The sequence below is a fragment of the Parasphingomonas puruogangriensis genome, from assembly GCF_036663635.1.
Taxonomy (GTDB): domain Bacteria; phylum Pseudomonadota; class Alphaproteobacteria; order Sphingomonadales; family Sphingomonadaceae; genus Sphingomonas.
Genome location: NZ_JAXOJI010000001.1, coordinates 251,201 through 269,865 on the forward strand (window position 1 = coordinate 251,201; position 18,665 = coordinate 269,865).

The window sequence follows — 18,665 nt, forward strand, 5'->3', positions numbered from 1 at the left end:
GGCCGTCACAGCCCGCGCGCCTTCAGCGTGGCGTCGAGGCGCGGGAAGACTTTGCGCGTATTGCCCGAAAAGATCGCTTCACGCTCGGCGTCCGAGATCTCCAGCGCGTCGACATAGCGCTTGGTATCGTCGAAATAATGCCCCGTCCGCGGATCGATCCCACGCACCGCGCCGACCATCTCCGATCCGAACAGGATATTCTTGTTCTCGATCACTTCGGCGAGCAAATTGATCCCCGGCTGGTGGTACACGCAGGTATCGAAGAAGATGTTCTGCATCAGATACTCGTCGACCGACGGCTTCTTGAGCATGTCGGCGAGACCGCGATAGCGGCCCCAATGATAGGGTACTGCGCCCCCGCCATGCGGGATGATGAAGCGCAAGGCCGGGAAATCGGCGAACAGGTCGCCCTCCAGCAACTGCATGAAGGCGATCGTGTCGGCCGCGATGTAATAGGCGCCGGTGGCGTGCATGGCGGGGTTGCAGGAGCCCGAGACGTGGATCATCGCCGGCACGTCCAGCGCGACCATCTTCTCGTAGAACGGGTACCAATAACGGTCGGTCAGCGGCGGGCTGTTGAAATGGCCTCCGCTCGGATCCGGGTTGAGATTGCAGCCGATAAAGCCGTGCTCGACCACGCAGCGCTCGAGCTCGGCGATCGACGCGGTCATGTCGGTACCGGGCGATTGCGGCAGCATGCACACGCCGGCAAAGGTCTCGGGATACAGCGCCACGACGCGCGCGATCAGATCGTTGCAGCGCCGCGCCCATTCCACCGCCATGGCGGCGTCGCCGACATGCGGCGCCATCGCCGAGGCGCGCGGGCTGAAGATCGTCATGTCCGCGCCGCGCTCCTTGACCAGGCGCAGCTGATTGGCCTCGATCGTCTCCCGAATCTCGGCGTCGGAGATCTGCGGGTAGGGTGGGCAGGGGGTGCCGGCCTTGAACGCCGCTTTCTGCGCCTCGCGCCACGCATCATGCGCCGTGGGCAGGACGGTGTAATGGCCGTGACAGTCGATGATCATGCGGCTTCTGCCTTCAATAATGTCAGTTTTTCGGCCAACGTCTCGGGCGCGGCGATGTTCAGCGCGCCGATCGCGCGTTGTCGGATCACCGTGCCCTGCGTCATCGCGCTACCGGTGCCCAGCGCGTCGAGCGTCTTGACCACTTCTTCCATCTCGGCCGCGCGGCGCAGGCCGTGCGCGATCATCCGCCCGAGATTATAATCGACGCGCCGCGCCCAGGTGGCGGGCGCCGCGCTGGCATCGAGCGACGCCAGCACCTCGTCGACCACGCCGGCCGCATCGGCGGCAAGCACGCACTCCGCGCTCAGCGCCTCGATTCCCTTGACCATGACCGAGCGGATCATCTTGATCGACGAGGCACGCCCGACATCACCGGGCACGACGCGCACGGTGCCGAAGCCGAGCGTGGTGAGGAATTCGGCGCCGGCCGCGGCATGCGGCCCCGAGACCAGCAACGGCACGGCGGTCCGCGCCGGATGCACCGGCGCCATCACCGCGACGTCGACATAGCGCCCGCCGCCCGCTTCGATCGCCTGCGCCGCCGCGCGCTTGGTGTCGGGCGCGACACTGTTGAGGTCGAAATAGAATGCATCGCAAGGGATATGCCGTGCCGCCGAGCGCGCCGCGGCGAGCGCCTGATCCGCCGTCACCAGCGATAGCGCCGCAGCGACTCCGGCCAGCGCCTCGGCGTCCGATGCGGTGCCGGAGCGTTCGGGCAGCCGATCGAAATGCGCGATCGTCGCGGTCAGGCCGGGCGCAAACGCCGTCGCCGCCTCGCCATACCCGATCAATGCGAGTCTTCTCTCCATGGCATCGCGGTAAGCGGGGCGCGGCGCCGGCGGCTAATCGGATTATGCCGGGGCCTATTCGAAATCCTGAGTCGTGATGGCGTCGGCGCACTCGCGCAGCACGTCCAGAAAGCGCGCCTGCACGCGCGTCGGGCGCCAGCCGGCGCGCGTCGTCACGCCGATCACCCGGCCGCTCGAGGCGAGTTCCGGTCCCACCGTCGCCAGCATCCCGCTGGCAATCTCCAGGGCGACCTGGTCGGGCGACAGCATGGTGAGGAAATCGCCATCGCGCAGCACGCCGCGGATCACCATTACCGAGCCGCATTCGATCGGCGCATGCGGCGGCGCGCCGGCGAAGAGATTTTCCCACAAGGCGCGGAGCGGCGCACCGCTGCGCGCGACGATCCAGGGATAGGCCGCCAACGCCGCGCGGCTCGGCATGTCCGGCCCGGCCAGCGGATGGCCGACCCGCCCGACGATCACCAGTCGATCGTCGAGCAACGGGGCTTGCTGCAGATCAGGCGCGGGCTCACGCAGCGCGCCGATCATCAGGTCGATCGCGCCATCGCGCAGCGGCTCGACCAGTTCACGCCACGATCCCTCGGAAATATCGAACCGCGTATTGGGCATTTCCTGCGCAATCCTGGCTACCGCGCGCGGCAGCAGCAGCGCGCGCGATAGCGGCATCGCGCCGATCGCGATGCGCCCGCCGCGCAGGTCGGGCGCCGCTTCGACGATCCCGGCGGCAATCTCCGCCGCCGCCAGCCGCACGCCGCGCGTCAGCCGCCGCCCCGCCTCGCTCAGCGCGATGCCGCGCCCGCGCCGCTCGACCAGCACCACGCCGCACACCTGCTCGAGATCGCGCACCGCGCGGTGGATCGCTGGTTGCGATTGGTCGGCAGCCGCGCCGGCGCCGACGAAGCTGCCGGCATCGGCCAGCGCCAGGAAGGCGCGCAATTGCGTCGCGGTCATCAACTGTTCGGGGCGGGAGAAGCCACGGCCACCGTTGGGCACTGCGCTGCCCAAGCGCCGGAACGCGGCCTCGGCCCGCGTGGCCAGTGCTAGCCCGGCGTCGGTCGGCGTCATGCCATCGGCGCGGCGGTCGAACAGCGCAGCGCCCAATTGCCGTTCCAGTTTGGCCAGGCCCTGGGTCAATGCGGGCTGCGACAGGCTGACGCTCTCGGCCGCCGCGCTCATGCTGCCGCGCGCGACGATCGCGGCCAGCGCGCGGAGATGACGCAGGTTGAGGTCGAACGGTTCCATTGCTCACACATAGCGAAAACTTATCGGGCGTGCACAGTTCCGAATTGCCCATGCTGGGCCGGCGCGCGCAGGCAGTCCTGAACTTCCCGTAGGAGAGCTTTATGGCCAAGGTCGTCACTACTATCCAGCGTGCCGAAGCGCAGGTGATCGATGGGCTTGCCGCCGCCGGGGTCGCCACCGTGCACGAGGCGCAGGGCCGGATCGGGCTGCTCGCCAGCCGGCTGCGCCCGATCTATCCGGGCGCGCGCATTGCCGGTTCGGCGGTGACCATCTCGGCCCCGCCGGGCGACAACTGGATGATCCATGTCGCGGTCGAGCAGGTGCAGGAAGGCGATATCCTCGTGCTTGCGCCGACCAGCCCCAGCGAAGACGGCTATTTCGGCGACTTGCTTGCGACCTCGGCGCAGGCGCGCGGCTGTCGCGGGCTGATCATCGATGCCGGCGTGCGCGACGTGCGCGACCTAACCCAGATGAACTTTCCGGTCTGGTCGAAGGCGGTGTTCGCGCAGGGCACGATCAAGGCGACGTTGGGCTCGGTCAATGTGCCGATCGTGTGCGCCGATGCGCCTATCGAGCCGGGCGACGTGATCATCGCCGACGATGACGGCGTGTGCGTGGTCAAGCGCGCGGATGCCGCGGCGGTGCTGGAGAAAGCGCAGGCGCGCGAGGCGCTGGAGGAATCGAAGCGCGTACGGCTGGCGGCGGGCGAACTGGGCCTCGATATTTACGACATGCGCGGCAAGCTGGCCGAGATGGGGCTGGTCTATGAATAACGCCCCGGTGATGTGGATGCGTGGCGGCACGTCCAAGGGCGCGGTGTTCCTCGCGTCCGATCTGCCGGCCGACACGGCCGAGCGCGACGCCTTCCTGCTGCGCGTGATGGGGTCGCCCGATCCGCGGCAGATCGACGGCATGGGCGGCGCCGACCCACTGACCTCCAAGGTGGCGGTCGTCAGCAAATCGAGCCGCGACGGTGTCGACATCGACTATCTGTTCCTGCAGGTGTTCGTCGATCAGGCGCTCGTCTCGGACAGTCAAAATTGCGGCAATATGCTCGCCGCTGTCGGTCCGTTCGCGATCGAGCGCGGCCTTGTCGCCGCGACCGGCGACGAGACGCGCGTGGCGATCTTCATGGTCAATACGAGCCAGATTGCGGTGGCCACCTGCCAGACCCCCGGCGGCGTGCCGACCTATGCCGGGGATGCGGCGATCGACGGCGTGCCGGGCACGGCCGCGCCGATCCCGCTCGAGTTTCGCGATACCGCCGGGTCGTCGTGCGGCGCATTGCTGCCCACCGGCAACGCGGTCGACATGATCGATGGCGTGGCCTGTACGCTGATCGATAACGGCATGCCCTGCGTGGTGTTCAAGGCCTCCGATGTCGGGGCGACCGGCTATGAGGACCGCGAAACGCTCGACGCCGACACGGCACTCAAGGCCAAGATCGAAGCGATCCGCCTGCAGGCCGGCCCGCTGATGAACCTTGGCGACGTGACGGAAAAATCCGTGCCCAAGATGATGCTGGTCGCGCCGCCGCAGCATGGCGGCGCGGTGACGGTGCGCAGTTTCATCCCGCACCGCGCGCACGCCACGATCGGCGTGCTCGGCGCGGTCAGCGTGGCGACCGCGTGCCTGGTCGAGGGCTCGCCCGCTGCCGAGGTCGCGACGATCCCGCCGGGCACGCGCAAACTGCTCTCGGTCGAGCATCCGACCGGCGAAATGAGTTGCGTGCTCGAGCTTGGCGCGGATGGGCAGGTCGCTACCGCAGCTTTGCTGCGGACGGCGCGGAAATTGCTCGACGGGGTCGTGTTTGGCTGACGAGACCGCAGTGGTTGACCGGGGGATCACTGCGCGGTAGCTCTTTGTACCAGATGGTTACAAGTGAGCGTGGCGCATGAAGACCTCGATCGCGACCGTGTCGATCAGCGGCACGTTGGAGACGAAGCTCGCGGCGGTGGCCGCCGCGGGGTTTGACGGCGTCGAGATTTTCGAAAACGATTTGCTCGCCTATCCGGGGTCGCCACGCGAGGTCGGCGCGATGATCCGCGATCTCGGCATGGCTTGCACATTGTTCCAGCCGTTCCGCGATTTCGAGGGCATGCCGGAGGCGGTGCGGGGCCGCGTGTTCGATCGCGCCGAACGCAAGTTCGATGTGATGCAGGAACTGGGCACGGATCTGGTGCTGGTCTGCTCGAACGTCTCGCCGCAAGCGCTTGGTGACCGTGCGCGGATCGTCGCCGATTTCCACGAACTGGGTGAGCGTGCCGAGCGGCGCGGGCTGCGGATCGGCTATGAGGCGCTGGCCTGGGGCCGGCATGTCCATGATCACCGTGACGCCTGGGCGATCGTCGAGCAGGCCGATCATCGCGCGGTCGGGCTGATCCTCGACAGTTTCCACTCGCTGGTGCGACAAATCCCCAGCGACAGCATCGCCGCGATCGATCCGGCCAAGCTCTTTCTGGTCCAGATCGCTGACGCGCCGTGGCTCGACATGGAATATCTCTATTGGAGCCGGCATTTCCGCAACATGCCGGGGCAGGGGGATCTCGCGCTGGCCGATTATGCCGCGGCGCTCGCCGGGATCGGCTATGACGGCTATTATTCGCTGGAAATCTTCAACGATCGCTTCCGCGCCGCGTCGGCGACCACGGTCGCGCTGGATGGCTATCGCTCGCTGCAATTGATGGCCGAGCGGCAGATCGTGGCGATGCCGCCGCGCGTCGCCGTGCGCGGCGTCGAATTCCTCGAATTTGCCGCCGGGGAAGAGGAAGCGGAACAGCTCGGCGCGATGCTCACCGCGCTCGGCTTTCGCCCGGTCGGGCGGCATCGCCGCAAGGCGGTGACGCGGTGGCGGCAGGGCGGGATCAACCTGGTGGTCAATTCGGAAAGCGAGGGCTTCGCCCATAGCTTCGATCTGCTGCACGGCGCGTCGGTCTGCGCGATCGGGTTGCGGGTCGGCGACGTGGCCGGGGCAATGGCGCGCGCCAAGGCGCTGAAGATCGATCGCTTCGAGCAAGCGGTGGCGCCGGACGAGATGCAAATCCCCTCGGTCCGCGCGGTCGGCGGGAGCCTGCTGTATTTCGTCGCGGACGGTGCGCAGGAGGCGATGTGGGCGGTGGAGTTCGAGCCGCTCGACGGCGCGTCCGAGCATGTCGGCGCCGGGCTGTTGGCGATCGATCACATCGCCCAGTCGATGCAATATGAGGAATTCCTTTCCTGGCTGCTTTACTATGTCGCCTTGTTCGACGTGACCAAGACGCCGCAGCTCGAAATTGCCGATCCGCTCGGGCTGGTGCAGAGCCAGGCAGTGCAGACGCCGGATCGTTCGCTGCGCATCACGCTCAACGGATCGATGTCGCAGCAGACGCTGTCGGCGCGCTTCCTGCACGGCTATACCGGCGCGGGCACGCAGCATATCGCCTTCGCCACGGCTGACATCTTCGCCACGGCGCGGGCGATGCAGGCGGCCGGGCTGGAGCGGCTGCCGATCCCGGCCAATTATTATGACGATCTAGAAGCGCGCTTCGATCTTGCGCCCGAACTGCTGGCCAAGCTGGCGGCATTCAACATCCTGTACGACCGCGACGATGACGGCGAATATTTCCAGCTCTATTCGCGCGCTTTCGCCAAACGTGTCTTTTTCGAAGTCGTAGAACGGCGTGGTTATGACGCGTTCGGCGCGACCAACGCCACGATCCGGCTTGCCGCCCAGTCGCGCTACAAGGAAGAGACGGCGTCATGACCGCTGCCACGCTCGACACGCGCGCCACGCGCATGCCCGATGAAACCCGCGCCAATATCCTCGCCGTCGCCACGCGCGAATTCGCCGACAAGGGGCTGGCCGGCGCGCGCATCGACGAGATCGCCGAACAAACCCGCACTAGCAAGCGGATGATCTATTATTATTTCGACAGCAAGGAAGGGCTGTACCGCGCCGTGCTGGAGGCGGCCTATGCCCATATCCGGCTGAGCGAACCCGCGCCCGATCTGGCGGCGCGCAGCGCGATCGAGGCGCTGCGCGACAATGTGGGCGCAACGTTCGATTATCATTGGCAGCATCCGGAATTCGTCCGGCTGGTGATGAACGAGAATATCCATCACGGCGCGCATATCGGCCATGTCGAGGGCATCAAGGAGCGCAACCGCAGCGTGATCACCGCCTTGCGCGCGATCCTCGATCAGGGAGCGGGGGAGGGCAGCTTGCGGGCCGATATCGATCCGGTCGATCTGCACATGTCGATCAGCGCGCTGTGCTTCTACAACGTCTCCAACCGCTACACTTTCTCGCAGGTGTTCGAACACGACATGAGTTCGCCTCAGGCCGTGGCCGCGCGGCGCGAACAAGTCATCGCCATGATCATCGCTTCCGTCGTGTTGTAACTAGATAGTACATTTGTCTTGCGCGGCTTTTCGCAGCGGCTAAGGTTGGGGGCAACCGAGCGATAAGCGGGCGGAGGAGAGGCGAAATGGCAGACCTGGCGGCGGGATCGCGCTCCACCCACGTGCGCTTCGGTATTCTCGCCTTGATCAGCGTGGCGACGATGCTCAACTATCTCGATCGCGCGGTGATGGGCGTCGCGGCGCCGGAAATGACCCGCGAGCTGGCGATATCGCCGGCGGTGATGGGGCTGATCTTCTCGGCTTTCTCCTGGACCTATGCCGCGTCGCAGATCCCGGGCGGGATCCTGCTCGACAAGCTTGGCACGCGCATCACCTATGGCCTGTCGCTTGCGCTATGGTCGCTGTTCACGCTGCTGCACGGGGCGGTCAGTTCGGTGACGGCCCTGGTCGCGCTGCGGCTCGGGCTGGGGGTGGCGGAGGCGCCGTGCTACCCGTGCAACAGCCGCGTGCTTAGCATGTGGTTCCCGCAACAGGAGCGCGCGCGCGCCAATGGCGTCTATGCGGTCGGGCAATATGCCGGGCTGGCATTCTTCTCGCCCTTGCTGTTCTGGATCGTCGCCAGCTTCGGCTGGCGCGCCTTGTTCGTGGTCGCGGGGGTGCTCGGCATCGTCTTTGCCGCGATCTGGTACGCCGCCTATCGCGATCCGCAGCATAGTCGCCGCGTCAACCAAGTCGAGCTCGACCATATCGCGGCCGGCGGTGGCCTGGCGCATACCGGTCCGCCGGTCGCGTTTAGTTGGGGCCTGCTCGGTAAGTTGATGGCCAAGCGGCAGATCCTTGGCGCCTCGATCGGCCAGTTTTGCGGCAATTCGACCTTGGTGTTCTTCCTCACCTGGTTCCCGACCTATCTCGCCACCGAACGCGGGATGGACTGGATCAAATCCGGCACCTTCGCGATCCTGCCCTATATCGCCGCCTCGGTCGGCGTGCTGCTCGGCGGCACGATTTCGGACCTGTTGATCAAATGGACGGGGTCGCCGAGCAAGGGCCGCAAGATCCCGATCGTGTTCGGGTTGCTGCTCGCCTCGACCATCATTCTGGCCAATTATGTCGAAAGCGACACGGCGGTGATCGCGATCATGTCGATCGCCTTCTTCGGGCAGGGCATGGTCAATCTCGGCTGGACCTTGATCTCGGATGTCGCGCCCAAGGTGCTGATCGGGGTCACCGGCGGGCTGTTCAACCTGTGCGCCAACCTTGCGGGGATCATTACCCCCATCGTAATCGGCCTAATCCTCGCACAAACCGGCTCCTTCTATGGCGCGCTGGCGTTTATCGGTGTTCTCGCACTGATCGGTGCGGCCGCTTATGTGTTCATTGTCGGCGACGTGAAGCGCGTGGAAATTGATTTGTGATCAGCTTCCTGACCGGCCTGATCGGCAACGGCATCGGCGCATCTGGCTCGCCGGCGCTGCATCAAGCCGAGGCTGACGCGCAGGGCATCCGATTGGTCTACACGATCCTCGATCTTGCCGCGCGCGGCGAAGGCGCGGAAAGCCTCGCCGCCACGCTGGATGCGGCCGAGCGGGTCGGTTTCGCCGGCGTCAACGTCACGCACCCGTACAAGCAGGCGGTGATCGCGCATCTCGATGCGCTGTCCGATGATGCCGAGCGGATCGGCGCGGTCAACACCGTGTCGTTCGCCGGTGGCAAGCGCACCGGCTATAATACCGACGTCACCGGCTTTGCCGAGAATATCCTCCGTGGCTTGGACGGCGCGCCGTTACGGTCGGTGGTGCAGATGGGCGCGGGCGGGGCCGGCGCGGCGACCGCGCATGCGCTGATGCGGCTCGGCGTCGCGCAGCTGACGCTGCACGATGCCGACCGGGCCAGGGCGCAGGACCTGATCGACCGGCTTAACGCCGTCTATGGCGAAGACCGCGTGACGCTCGGCACGAAGCTCGCCCAGTCACTGGACACCGCCGATGGCGTCGTCAACGCCACGCCGATGGGCATGGTGCCCTATCCCGGCACGTCGGTGCCGGCCAACCTGCTGCGCGCTAACCTGTGGGTCGCCGATATCGTCTACGTCCCCGCTGAAACAGACTTGCTCCGGCTGGCGCGGGCGCGTGGTTGCCGGACGGTCGATGGGCGCGGCATGGTGGTGTTCCAGGCAGCCGACGCCTTCGAGATCTTCACCGGCCTTGCCGCCAACAAGGAGCGCATGCTGGCCCGGTTCCTCGCCGAATATCGCTGAACCACCGCCGCAGATCCCCGCCTTTGGTTGACGCCGTGCGTGAAACATGGCTTGCAGAACCAAGATATGGCACGACAATCCCTCGCTATCGGCACCTTGTCGCACCTGCTCGGCTATCATCTGCGCCGCGCATCGGGGGCGTTCGCGCTCGATTTCCACGAAGCGATGAACGGCACGGGCATGCGCCAGGTGCTGGTCGGCATTTTGGCGATCGTGGAGGCCAATCCGGGGGTCAACCAGGGCTCGGTCGGCACGGCGCTGGGCATCAAGCGCGCCAATATGGTGTCGCTGATCAACGAACTGGTCGATGCCGGCCTGCTGGCCCGCATCGTCGCGCCGGAAGACCGACGCGCCTTCTCGCTGACCCTGACCGAGAGCGGCCAAGCGATGCTGAAGGACTGTACCGTGCGGATCGAGGCGCACGAGGCGCGCATGCTTGCCGATCTCAGCGGGGCGGAACGGCAGACGTTGCTGGAGCTGCTGGGACGAATCGAAGCGCGCAAGCCTTAGCCCCAAGCTGGCCACGTGACGCGGGCAGGCGGAGCGGGCGCGACTATTCCCGTCATCCTGAATCGAGTTCGGGATGATGCGAGGTTGTATGTCATAATCGGCGTCGAACGGTTCAGCCGTGCGCGAGGATCAGCGCATCGAGCGCCACGGTGCCTTGGCCCTGGGCGTAGACGAGCACCGGGTTGAGATCGATTTCGCGGATCGCCGGGGTGCCCGCGAGCATGCTGCCCAACGCGACGACGATATCGGCGACTGCCTCGACATCCAGCGCGGGCGCGCCGCGGAAGCCGTCGAGCATAGCCCCGCTTTTGAGGCCGCGTAACGCGACGATGATCGCCTCGCGCGTCAGGTCATGCGCCAGCAGCCGCACGTCCTTGAGCAGTTCCGCCTGCACCCCGCCAAAGCCGATCAGGATCACCGGCCCCCAGTCGGGATCGTTCTTTGCACCGATGATCAGTTCGGTGCCGCGCGCGCCCATCGCCTCGACCAGCGCGCCATCGAGCACGAGGTCCGGCGCGTAGGCCGCGACATTAGCGTAGAGCTTGGTCCAGGCCGCAGTCAGCGCGGCATCGTCGGCGATGTTTAGTAAAACGCCGCCGGCGTCACTTTTGTGGCTGAGCGCGGAGCTTTGTGCTTTCAGCACGACGGGATAGCCGACCTCTGCCGCCACTGCCTGGGCATCGGCGACGGTTGCGGCGAACCCGCCAGCGGGGAAGGGGATGCCGGCCGGGCCGAGCAGTTGTTTTGCGCGATATTCGGGCACTACGCCGATGGGCAGGTCAGCGAGCGCGCATGGTGCTGCGTCGCTCGCCGCAACATCGCGCCCGGCGAGCGCCGAAAGATGGCGCAGTGCGCGGAAGGCGCGGTCGGCGGAGGGGAAATAGGGTACGCCGATCGCCCGCAGCTCGGCGATATAAGCGGGATCGAACACGGCGCCGTCGTCGAGCCCGGCGAAGATCACGGGCTTGTCGGGTGCGATTTTGGCCACGGCATCGATGATGTAGGGGAATTTGCGCGCGGCGGTCGCCTGATCGGTCTGGATGATACCCAGCACCACGGCAGCAAAGCCTGGATCGGCGAGGATCGGTTCCAGCGTGCGGCGGTAGAGATCGGGATCGACCAAGGCCTGCGCGGTGAGGTCCATTGGGTTAGAGACCGGGATGAAATCGGGCATCGCTGCGCGCAGCTTTGCCTCGGTGTCCGCCGCGACCGGCGGCAGATTGAGGCCGATCGCTTCGGCCAGATCGAGCGTCAGCGCCTTGAACGCACCGGACTCCGTCAGCACCGCCGTGCCGCCCACACCGACCGGCTTAGCCCGCAGCGCGATGTCGATCACGTCGCCTAATTCTTCGAGACTATCCACCAGCACCACGCCGGCGCGCTCGACCTTGGTCTTCATGAGCTGCCAGTCCCCGGCCATGGCGCCGGTATGCGTGGCGGCAGAATCGCGCGCGGCGGCGGACTTGCCGGGGTGGAGCAGCACGATCGTCTTGCCTGCCGCGCGCATCCGCCTGGCCACCGCCAGGAAGCGTGCGGGCTGGCGGAACTGTTCGACGATCATGCCGATCACCTGCGTGTGCGGGGCATCGACCAGATATTCGACATAATCCTCGACCCCACTGGCCGCTTCGTTGCCGGTCGATACGGAGATCGAGATGCCCAGATCCTTGGCCATCAAGGTCGTGCCCAGCACCACCGCCATCGCGCCGGATTGCGAGACGATGCCCACGCCGGGCCGGTCGCCCAGGCGTAGTGCCGGGGTCTCAACAAAGGTCAGCGCCACGCCGTCGATATAGTTGACCAAGCCGAGGCAGTTCGGGCCTTCGATCACCATATCGTGCTCGGCCGCGATGCGCGCCACGTCGGCCTGCGCCGCCAGTCCCTCGTCGCCGCCCTCGGCGAACCCGGCGGAGAAGATTACTGCTGCGCCGACGCCACGCGCCGCAAGTGCCCGCACCGCGCCGAGCACGGCAGGGCCGGGGATGGCTAGCACCGCGGCATCAACTCCCTCTGGGAGATCATCGATCGATTTGAGGCACGGACGGCCATCGATCGTGTCGCGCTTAGGGTTTATGAGATGGATATCACCCGTAAAGCCGTGTCGTTCGAGATTGCGCAGCACCGAATTCCCCAACGCCCCCGCGGTGGGCGACGCGCCGACGATGGCGACCGAGCGGGGGCTGAGCAGGCGGGTGAGATCGGGCATGGGCGGGGCTTCTTCTCTCAAGCCCCTCCCCTTCAGGGGAGGGGTTGGGGTGGGGCAGTGCGGCAAAATAGAGCTTCGGTGGAACTGCACGGCCCCACCCCAACCCCTCCCCTGGAGGGGAGAGGCTAAGTTTGCTCAGTTCTTCGCCTTATCCTTGTCGTACGCGCCGAGCCCGGGCTTGTAGCTCTTTTCGTCGATGAACTGGCGGATACCTTCCTTGCGGCCTTCATTGTCGTACGAATTGGCCGCTTCCTGCGCGCGGATCAGATAATCCTCAGCATCGTCATAGCTCAGCACGCCGACGCGGCGCACCGCATCCTTGGTCGCCTTCAGCGCGACCGGGTTCTTGGCCAGCAGCACCTTGGCCACGTCGGTAACGCGGTCCTTGAGCGACGCCAGCGGCAGCGCCTCGTTGACCAGACCCCACTCCGCCGCCGTCTTGCCGTCGATATTCTCGCCCATCATGGCGTGGTACATGGCCTTGCGGAACGGCAGCAGTTCGGTTGCCACCTTGGTCGCGCCGCCGCCGGGGAGGATGCCCCAATTGATCTCGGACAGGCCGAACTTGGCTTCTTCCGCCGCGAACGCGAGGTCGCAGGCGAATAGCGGGCCATAGCCGCCGCCGAAGCACCAGCCATTGACCATGGCAATGGTCGGCTTCTGATACCAACGCAGCCGGCGCCACCAGCCATAGCTTTCGCGCTGTGCCTTGCGCGTGCCGCGCAGGCCATCGACTTCGGTTTCGCGGAAATATTCCTTGAGATCCATGCCCGCGGTCCAGGCAGGGCCTTCGCCGCCGAGGACGAGTACGCCGACAGCCTCGTCATGTTCGAGCAGGTCGAGCACTTCCATCATGTCGCGGTTGAGCGTCGGGCTCATTGCGTTGCGCTTGTCGGGGCGATTGAAACGCACCCAGGCGATGCCGTTCTCGACATCATAGGCGACGGTGCCGTTGCTGCTGGTGTTGGTCATGAAGGTCCTCTTTGCCCCCTCCCGCTTGCGGGAGGGGCTGGGGGTGGGCGCCCGCGATCCGCGAGCGGTGCAGTTTGGGGAGAGCGCGCGCCCACCCCCGACCCCTCCCGCAAGCGGGAGGGGGAAGATCAGATTGGATAATGGCCCGGCTGTGTCTCGATCGTGATCCAGCGCAGTTCGGTGAAGCTGTCGATGCCGGCCTTGCCGCCGAAGCGGCCGTAGCCAGAGGCCTTGGTGCCGCCGAACGGCATCTGTGCCTCGTCATGCACGGTCGGCCCGTTGATGTGGCAGATGCCCGACTGGATCTGCTTGGCGACGCGCAGGCCGCGTGCGGTATCCCTGGTGAAGACGGCGGCGGACAGGCCGTACGCCGTGTCGTTGGCGAGCTCGATGGCATGCGCTTCGTCGCGCGCGCGGATGATGCCGACGACCGGGCCGAAGCTCTCGTCGCGGAACAGCCGCATGTCGGTGGTGACCTTGTCGATCACCGTGGCGGCCATCAGCACGCTTTGGCTGCCGCCGCCGGCGATGCGCACGGCGCCCTTGGCCAGCGCATCGTCGACCAGGCCGGTCACGGTATCGACGGTTTTCTGGTCGACCACCGCGCCAAGCTGGGTCTTGCCCTCGGCGGGATTGCCGACCGCGAGCGTGTTGACCTTGGCGGCGAACTTCTCGGCAAAGGCATCGGCGACGCTGTCGACGACGATGATGCGCTCGGTCGACATGCAGATCTGCCCGGAATTCATGAACGCGCCAAATGCCGCGGCCTTCACCGCTTCGTCGAGATCGGCGTCGTCGAGCACCAGGAGCGGCGCCTTGCCACCCAATTCCAGCAGTACTGGTTTGAGATGCTCGGCGGCGCGCTTGGCGATGATCTTGCCGACATGCGTCGAGCCGGTGAAGTTGATTCGGCGAACATGCCGATTGTCGATCAGCGCGCCGACGATCTCGCCAGCATCTTCCGGCGCGTTGCTGACCAGATTGACCGTGCCCTCCGGCAAACCGGCCTCCTGAAACGCCTCGACGATCAGCGCATGGGTGCGCGGGCATTGCTCGCTGGCCTTGAAAATCAGGGTGTTGCCGCACGCCAAGGGCATGGCGATGGCGCGCACGCCCAGGATGATCGGTGCGTTCCACGGCGCGATGCCGACCATCACGCCGACCGGCTCGCGCAGCGCCATGGCGATGCAGCCGGGCTTGTCGGAGGGAATGACCTCGCCGCCGATCTGCGTGGTCATGGCCGCAGCTTCGCGGACGATTCCGGCGGCCAGCATCAGATTGAACCCGGCCCAGGGCGGGGTCGCGCCGATTTCCTCGACCATCGCGGTGACGAAGGCGTCCTTGCGCGCTTCGAGCGCATCGGCCGCCTTGTTGAGCAGCGCCCGCCGCGCGGTCGGCCCGACCGCCGACCAGGCGGGGAAGGCGGCAGCCGCGGCGTCGCAGGCGGCATCGACATCGGCCACCGTCGCGGCGGAGGTGGTTGTGGCCACCGCGCCGGTGACCGGATTGCGGCGATCGAACGTGCGAGCAGGGCTTTCGCCAACCAAGGTAGCCATCGAACCTCTCCAATTATTGTTATGGAGAATAACGTACTGGAAAGTGCGGCGCAAGGGCAAATGGACCGCTCATGCGCGCCCTTTGCGTCGAACGGTTGCCTCAGCGATGGATACGCCGCAGCATCCCAAGCAACGCGGCGAGTTCGACCGGCGTGAAGCGCGCGGTGAGCCAGTGCTCGTGCTCGGCGATCGCCGTGCGCGCGGCGCCGAGCAGCGCGAGCCCCGTATCGGTCAGTGCCAGCGCCACGCGTCGCGCATCGCTGCCGGCCTTGCGCCGTGCCAGCAACCCGCGTTTCTCGAGCGCGTGGACGATGGCCATGGTCGTCGCCCGATCCATATCGAGCGCCCGCGCCAGATCGGCCTGGGCGATGCCGGGATGATCTGCCGCCAGCCACAGCACCGAGACCTGCTTCTGCGTCAACGCCAGATCAGCGAACCGCTCGCCGAAATGACGCTGCACCGCGCCATGGGCGAGCCGAATGTTGAGCCCGAGAATATCCTCGAGTGTGCCGAGACCGACCGGCGCGTCAGGCGTCGGCACGTTCGGCCTCGGCGGCGATCAACCGGTTGATGATGGCACGGGAGCGCACCGTGCCGAGATCGATCGAATAGCTGCGCAGCTTGAGATCGCCATTGGCTTCGATCGAGCGCTGCTGCGCCTCGAGCACCTCGACATCCTCGGCAAACACCCCGCCTTGTTGCGCCTTGAAGCGCGCGGTGAAGCCGGCATCGTCAATGTCGAAGTTGCGCGCCATGCCCCAGAAATAATGCGTGCTGGTCTCGCTCTCGGGCGTCATCGCGTCGATCACGAAGCCGCGCACGCCCTGATCGTGATGTTCGGGAGTCGCCCCGGCGGCGATCGGCGCGACGCCGACATCGATCAGCACGTTCGACGGCGCTAGAAAGTGGCAAATCTGCCAGCGGTCGACCAGGCCATCGGCCCTGAGCGCATCGCGCCAGAAAGGCGGCGGCTCGATCCCCGGCATCCAACGCCGCACCAGCACCGTTTCGCCATCGACTTCGGTGTCGATCGGAGTCTCGTTGATCTCGTGCTGGCCGATCGATCCCTGATGGACATAGGTTTCGTGGCTGAGGTCCATGAGATTGTCGATCATCAGCCGATAGTCGCAGCGGACATGGTTATAGCCGCCGTCGAACGTCCAGCCCGGCGTGCTGCACGGCCAGAAATCGGGGATCAGCGCGGGGTCGGCCTTGGCCGCCTCGCCGATCCAGATCCAGATGAAGCGATGGCGTTCGACCACCGGATAGAGCTGCGCGCACACGCCCTTGGGCACCCGCTCGCTCTTGACCGGCATCTCGCTGGCGCAGCCGTCCGGGCCAACCAACAGCCCATGATAGCGGCAGCGCACCGAATCGCCTTCCTTGAACCCCATCGACAGCGGCAACAGCCGGTGTGGGCAGGCATCGCGCATCGCCACCACGCTGCGGTCGAGCTTGCGATAGAGCATCACCGGCTCGCCACATAAGGTGCGCGCGATCGGCGCACGATCGACCTCGCTATCCCAGGCGGCAACGTACCAGCGGTTCGGTATCCAGGTCATCTCACTCTCCCGTCGCCGCTTGATCCGGCTGTCGGGTAGTACGTAACACATACAATCTTGGTGTAAACGCCGCGCTGGGGTCAGCGCATCAGGGCTTGGGCAGGACGGCCAACGCTGCCGCGGTCATCGCTTCCACCGCGGTGGCGATGGTCGGTTCGGCATCGGGCGCCCATTTGGCGCTATGCAGCGCGGGCAGGCGCGTGACATCGCCGCCCGCCGCAGCCCAGGCCGGCTTGGCCACACCGCCGACGAAGAACAGCACGGATTGAATGCCGGCTTCATCGGCCAGCCGGTAGCGGCTAAAATCCTCGCCGCCCATTTGCGGCCGCATCAGCGCCATGCGGTCCTGGCCGAAGCGGGCGGCGAATACGTCGGCCAAAGTTGCCGTCAGCGGCGCGCTGTTGATCGCGGCCGGGGTGGCGGTCTTGCTGTTGCTGACGATCGGCATGCGGTCTTCCGGCATGCCGGCGGCGATCGCTTCGCCGCGGGCGATGCGCGCGATGCCATCGAGCAGCCGGCGGCGCACGTCCGGCGTGAGGCTGCGCACGGTCAGGCGCAGATGCGCCTCGTCCGGGATGATGCTTTCCTTGGTGCCGGCCTGGAACAGGCCGACCGTGACCACCCCGCTATCGAGCGGATCGATTTCGCGCGCCACGAGCGTCTGCAACGCCGTGACGATGCGCGACGCGAGTACGATCGGATCCTTGGTCGAGGCCGGATAGGCGCCATGGCCGCCAATCCCGCGCACGACCATGTCGACGGTGTCGACATTGGCCATTACCGGGCCCGGCGCATAACCGATCGTGCCGGCGGGCAAGGCAGCGGAATCGTGGAACGCGATTGCCACCGATGGCTTGGGGAAGCGCGTGTAGAGACCGTCCGCCAGCATCGCGGCGGCGCCGCCGCCGACCTCCTCGGCCGGCTGGCCGATCATCACCAACGTGCCCGACCAGAGATCCTTCATCGCCGCGAGCCGCCGTGCCGTGCCGATCCAGGCGGTCATGTGCGTGTCGTGCCCGCAGGCGTGCATCACGCCGATCGCGCTGCCATCCGGCCGCTTCTGCCGCACCGTGCTGGCGAAGGGCAGGCCGGTATCCTCGACCACCGGCAGCGCGTCCATATCGGCGCGCAGCAGCAGCACTGGCCCAGGGCCGTTGCGCAACACGGCGACGATGCCGGTCTTGCCCACGCCGGTGGTGACGGTGAAGCCGAGCTTGCGCGCTTCGGTCGCCAGGATCGCGGCGCTGCGCAGCTCTTCGAAGGCGAGTTCGGGGTGCGCATGCAGATCGCGGTACACGGTGAGCAGCGACGGCAGGTCCTTCTTGACCGCATCGCCTAATGCATCGGCATTGGCCGACATCGGGAGGAGCATGATGCTCGACAGGAGTGCGGCGACGATCTTGTTCATGCGGGCGCTTCCTCGACGATGCTATCCGGGGTGGCGGCGGCTATACCATCCGGCGACAGTTGATATAGGCCCGGGCGGACCCGATCGAACCAGCCATAGACGTTGCGCAGCAGGATTGCGCCGGCATCGTCGGCGAGATGCTTGAGGTCGCGCGGGCGCAGCGGCCCGTCGCGCAGCGCTGCGGCGCACGCCATCGCCCGTTGGCGATACGCGGTCATGATCGGCTGGCGGGTCGAGCCGCCGTGAGTCGGATCACCCTTGCGACTGGCATGTTCCTTGAGCAGGCGCTTGCGCAACGGCAGGTTGGCGCGAGGCTTGTACGGCGCCGGTTCGGTCGCGACGATGACCTGGCCAAGCTTGAGATCGACCAGCAGCAGCCCCAGACCCATTAGCCGGCACAGGCGGTGCACGCGTTTGTCCTGGTCCCGCCCGCGGCGGCTAGCGGTGACGGCGAGATAGACCTGATCGGCGGCGCGCAACCGATCGACCGCCTGGAGCACGAGCTCCAGCGTGAAGGTCAGCTTGAGTTCGGCGATGACGACCAGCGGGGGTTCGGCGCCGCGCCGCGCGACGATGTCGCAGCCGCAAATCTCGCCCTTCACCGCAAAGCCCTGCGCTTCGAGAAACGCTTTGACGGGGGGATAGAGGCTCGTTTCGCTGATGCCGGACGCGGCCGGGCTGGCGTGTGTGTCTTGGCGATCCGTGGTCATGGCCGCCGCTTAACAGATCCAGCGCCCCGCGCCGCTATTTCCGCCCGATATCCGTCCGGTCTTCCGA

The 18,665-nt window shown here is 66.4% G+C and carries 17 protein-coding genes; 7 read left to right on the top strand and 10 right to left on the bottom strand.

Annotated features, from left to right (window positions below; all coding sequences use genetic code 11):
- Nucleotides 1-5: 5 nt before the first annotated feature.
- The 3 genes from U1739_RS01290 to U1739_RS01300 are packed head-to-tail and all read right to left on the bottom strand — an operon-like array spanning nucleotide 6 to nucleotide 3,076.
- Nucleotides 6-1,025, bottom strand: a complete 1,020-nt coding sequence (locus tag U1739_RS01290; RefSeq protein ID WP_332703204.1) for an amidohydrolase family protein — start codon at nucleotides 1,023-1,025, stop codon at nucleotides 6-8.
- On the bottom strand, nucleotides 1,022-1,834 hold the full coding sequence (locus tag U1739_RS01295; protein ID WP_332703206.1) for a DUF1932 domain-containing protein: 813 nt from the start codon (nucleotides 1,832-1,834) through the stop codon (nucleotides 1,022-1,024). The genes U1739_RS01290 and U1739_RS01295 overlap by 4 nt, the downstream gene beginning before the upstream one ends.
- A gap of 54 nt (nucleotides 1,835-1,888) precedes the next feature.
- Nucleotides 1,889-3,076 (bottom strand): LysR family transcriptional regulator, encoded by a 1,188-nt coding sequence (locus U1739_RS01300; protein WP_332703208.1) that lies wholly within the window; start codon nucleotides 3,074-3,076, stop codon nucleotides 1,889-1,891.
- Between the two features lie 101 nt (nucleotides 3,077-3,177).
- On the opposite strand from U1739_RS01300, the gene ligK reads away from it, so the two are divergent.
- The 7 genes from ligK to U1739_RS01335 all read left to right on the top strand — a co-directional run bounded on the left by ligK (nucleotide 3,178) and on the right by U1739_RS01335 (nucleotide 10,184).
- Nucleotides 3,178-3,849 (top strand): 4-carboxy-4-hydroxy-2-oxoadipate aldolase/oxaloacetate decarboxylase, encoded by a 672-nt coding sequence (ligK, locus tag U1739_RS01305; RefSeq protein WP_332703210.1) that lies wholly within the window; start codon nucleotides 3,178-3,180, stop codon nucleotides 3,847-3,849.
- The gene (locus tag U1739_RS01310; protein WP_332703212.1) at nucleotides 3,842-4,894 is read left to right on the top strand and encodes a 4-oxalomesaconate tautomerase; all 1,053 of its coding nucleotides are present in this window, start codon (nucleotides 3,842-3,844) and stop codon (nucleotides 4,892-4,894) included. Before ligK ends, U1739_RS01310 begins: the two co-directional genes overlap by 8 nt.
- Nucleotides 4,895-4,970: 76 nt before the next feature.
- Entirely contained in the window at nucleotides 4,971-6,818 is a 1,848-nt protein-coding gene (locus U1739_RS01315; protein WP_332703217.1) for a bifunctional sugar phosphate isomerase/epimerase/4-hydroxyphenylpyruvate dioxygenase family protein, read from the top strand.
- Nucleotides 6,815-7,456: a TetR/AcrR family transcriptional regulator gene (locus U1739_RS01320; RefSeq protein ID WP_332703219.1), complete on the top strand. Its 642-nt coding sequence runs from the start codon at nucleotides 6,815-6,817 to the stop codon at nucleotides 7,454-7,456. Before U1739_RS01315 ends, U1739_RS01320 begins: the two co-directional genes overlap by 4 nt.
- A gap of 86 nt (nucleotides 7,457-7,542) precedes the next feature.
- Complete coding sequence (locus U1739_RS01325; protein ID WP_332703221.1) at nucleotides 7,543-8,832, top strand: MFS transporter; 1,290 nt, start codon at nucleotides 7,543-7,545, stop codon at nucleotides 8,830-8,832.
- Entirely contained in the window at nucleotides 8,829-9,674 is an 846-nt protein-coding gene (locus U1739_RS01330; RefSeq protein WP_332703223.1) for a shikimate dehydrogenase, read from the top strand. The genes U1739_RS01325 and U1739_RS01330 overlap by 4 nt, the downstream gene beginning before the upstream one ends.
- Before the next feature lie 66 nt (nucleotides 9,675-9,740).
- Nucleotides 9,741-10,184, top strand: coding sequence for a MarR family winged helix-turn-helix transcriptional regulator (locus U1739_RS01335; protein ID WP_332703225.1), 444 nt, complete (start codon nucleotides 9,741-9,743; stop codon nucleotides 10,182-10,184).
- A 112-nt stretch (nucleotides 10,185-10,296) separates the two neighbouring features.
- On the opposite strand, the gene U1739_RS01340 is transcribed toward U1739_RS01335, so the two are convergent.
- The 7 genes from U1739_RS01340 to U1739_RS01370 all read right to left on the bottom strand — a co-directional run bounded on the left by U1739_RS01340 (nucleotide 10,297) and on the right by U1739_RS01370 (nucleotide 18,598).
- On the bottom strand, nucleotides 10,297-12,390 hold the full coding sequence (locus tag U1739_RS01340; RefSeq protein ID WP_332703227.1) for an acetate--CoA ligase family protein: 2,094 nt from the start codon (nucleotides 12,388-12,390) through the stop codon (nucleotides 10,297-10,299).
- A gap of 135 nt (nucleotides 12,391-12,525) precedes the next feature.
- Nucleotides 12,526-13,362 (bottom strand): p-hydroxycinnamoyl CoA hydratase/lyase, encoded by an 837-nt coding sequence (locus U1739_RS01345; RefSeq protein WP_332703229.1) that lies wholly within the window; start codon nucleotides 13,360-13,362, stop codon nucleotides 12,526-12,528.
- 128 nt (nucleotides 13,363-13,490) lie between these two features.
- The gene (locus tag U1739_RS01350) at nucleotides 13,491-14,918 is read right to left on the bottom strand and encodes an aldehyde dehydrogenase (protein ID WP_332703231.1); all 1,428 of its coding nucleotides are present in this window, start codon (nucleotides 14,916-14,918) and stop codon (nucleotides 13,491-13,493) included.
- Nucleotides 14,919-15,018: 100 nt separating this feature from the next.
- On the bottom strand, nucleotides 15,019-15,459 hold the full coding sequence (locus U1739_RS01355; RefSeq protein ID WP_332703233.1) for a Saro_0803 family transcriptional regulator: 441 nt from the start codon (nucleotides 15,457-15,459) through the stop codon (nucleotides 15,019-15,021).
- The gene (locus tag U1739_RS01360) at nucleotides 15,446-16,480 is read right to left on the bottom strand and encodes a Rieske 2Fe-2S domain-containing protein (RefSeq protein WP_332703235.1); all 1,035 of its coding nucleotides are present in this window, start codon (nucleotides 16,478-16,480) and stop codon (nucleotides 15,446-15,448) included. The genes U1739_RS01355 and U1739_RS01360 overlap by 14 nt, the downstream gene beginning before the upstream one ends.
- An 88-nt stretch (nucleotides 16,481-16,568) precedes the next feature.
- Nucleotides 16,569-17,888 (bottom strand): amidohydrolase, encoded by a 1,320-nt coding sequence (locus U1739_RS01365; protein WP_332703237.1) that lies wholly within the window; start codon nucleotides 17,886-17,888, stop codon nucleotides 16,569-16,571.
- Complete coding sequence (locus U1739_RS01370; protein WP_332703239.1) at nucleotides 17,885-18,598, bottom strand: DUF2161 family putative PD-(D/E)XK-type phosphodiesterase; 714 nt, start codon at nucleotides 18,596-18,598, stop codon at nucleotides 17,885-17,887. Before U1739_RS01370 ends, U1739_RS01365 begins: the two co-directional genes overlap by 4 nt.
- Between the last annotated feature and the right edge of the window lie 67 nt (nucleotides 18,599-18,665).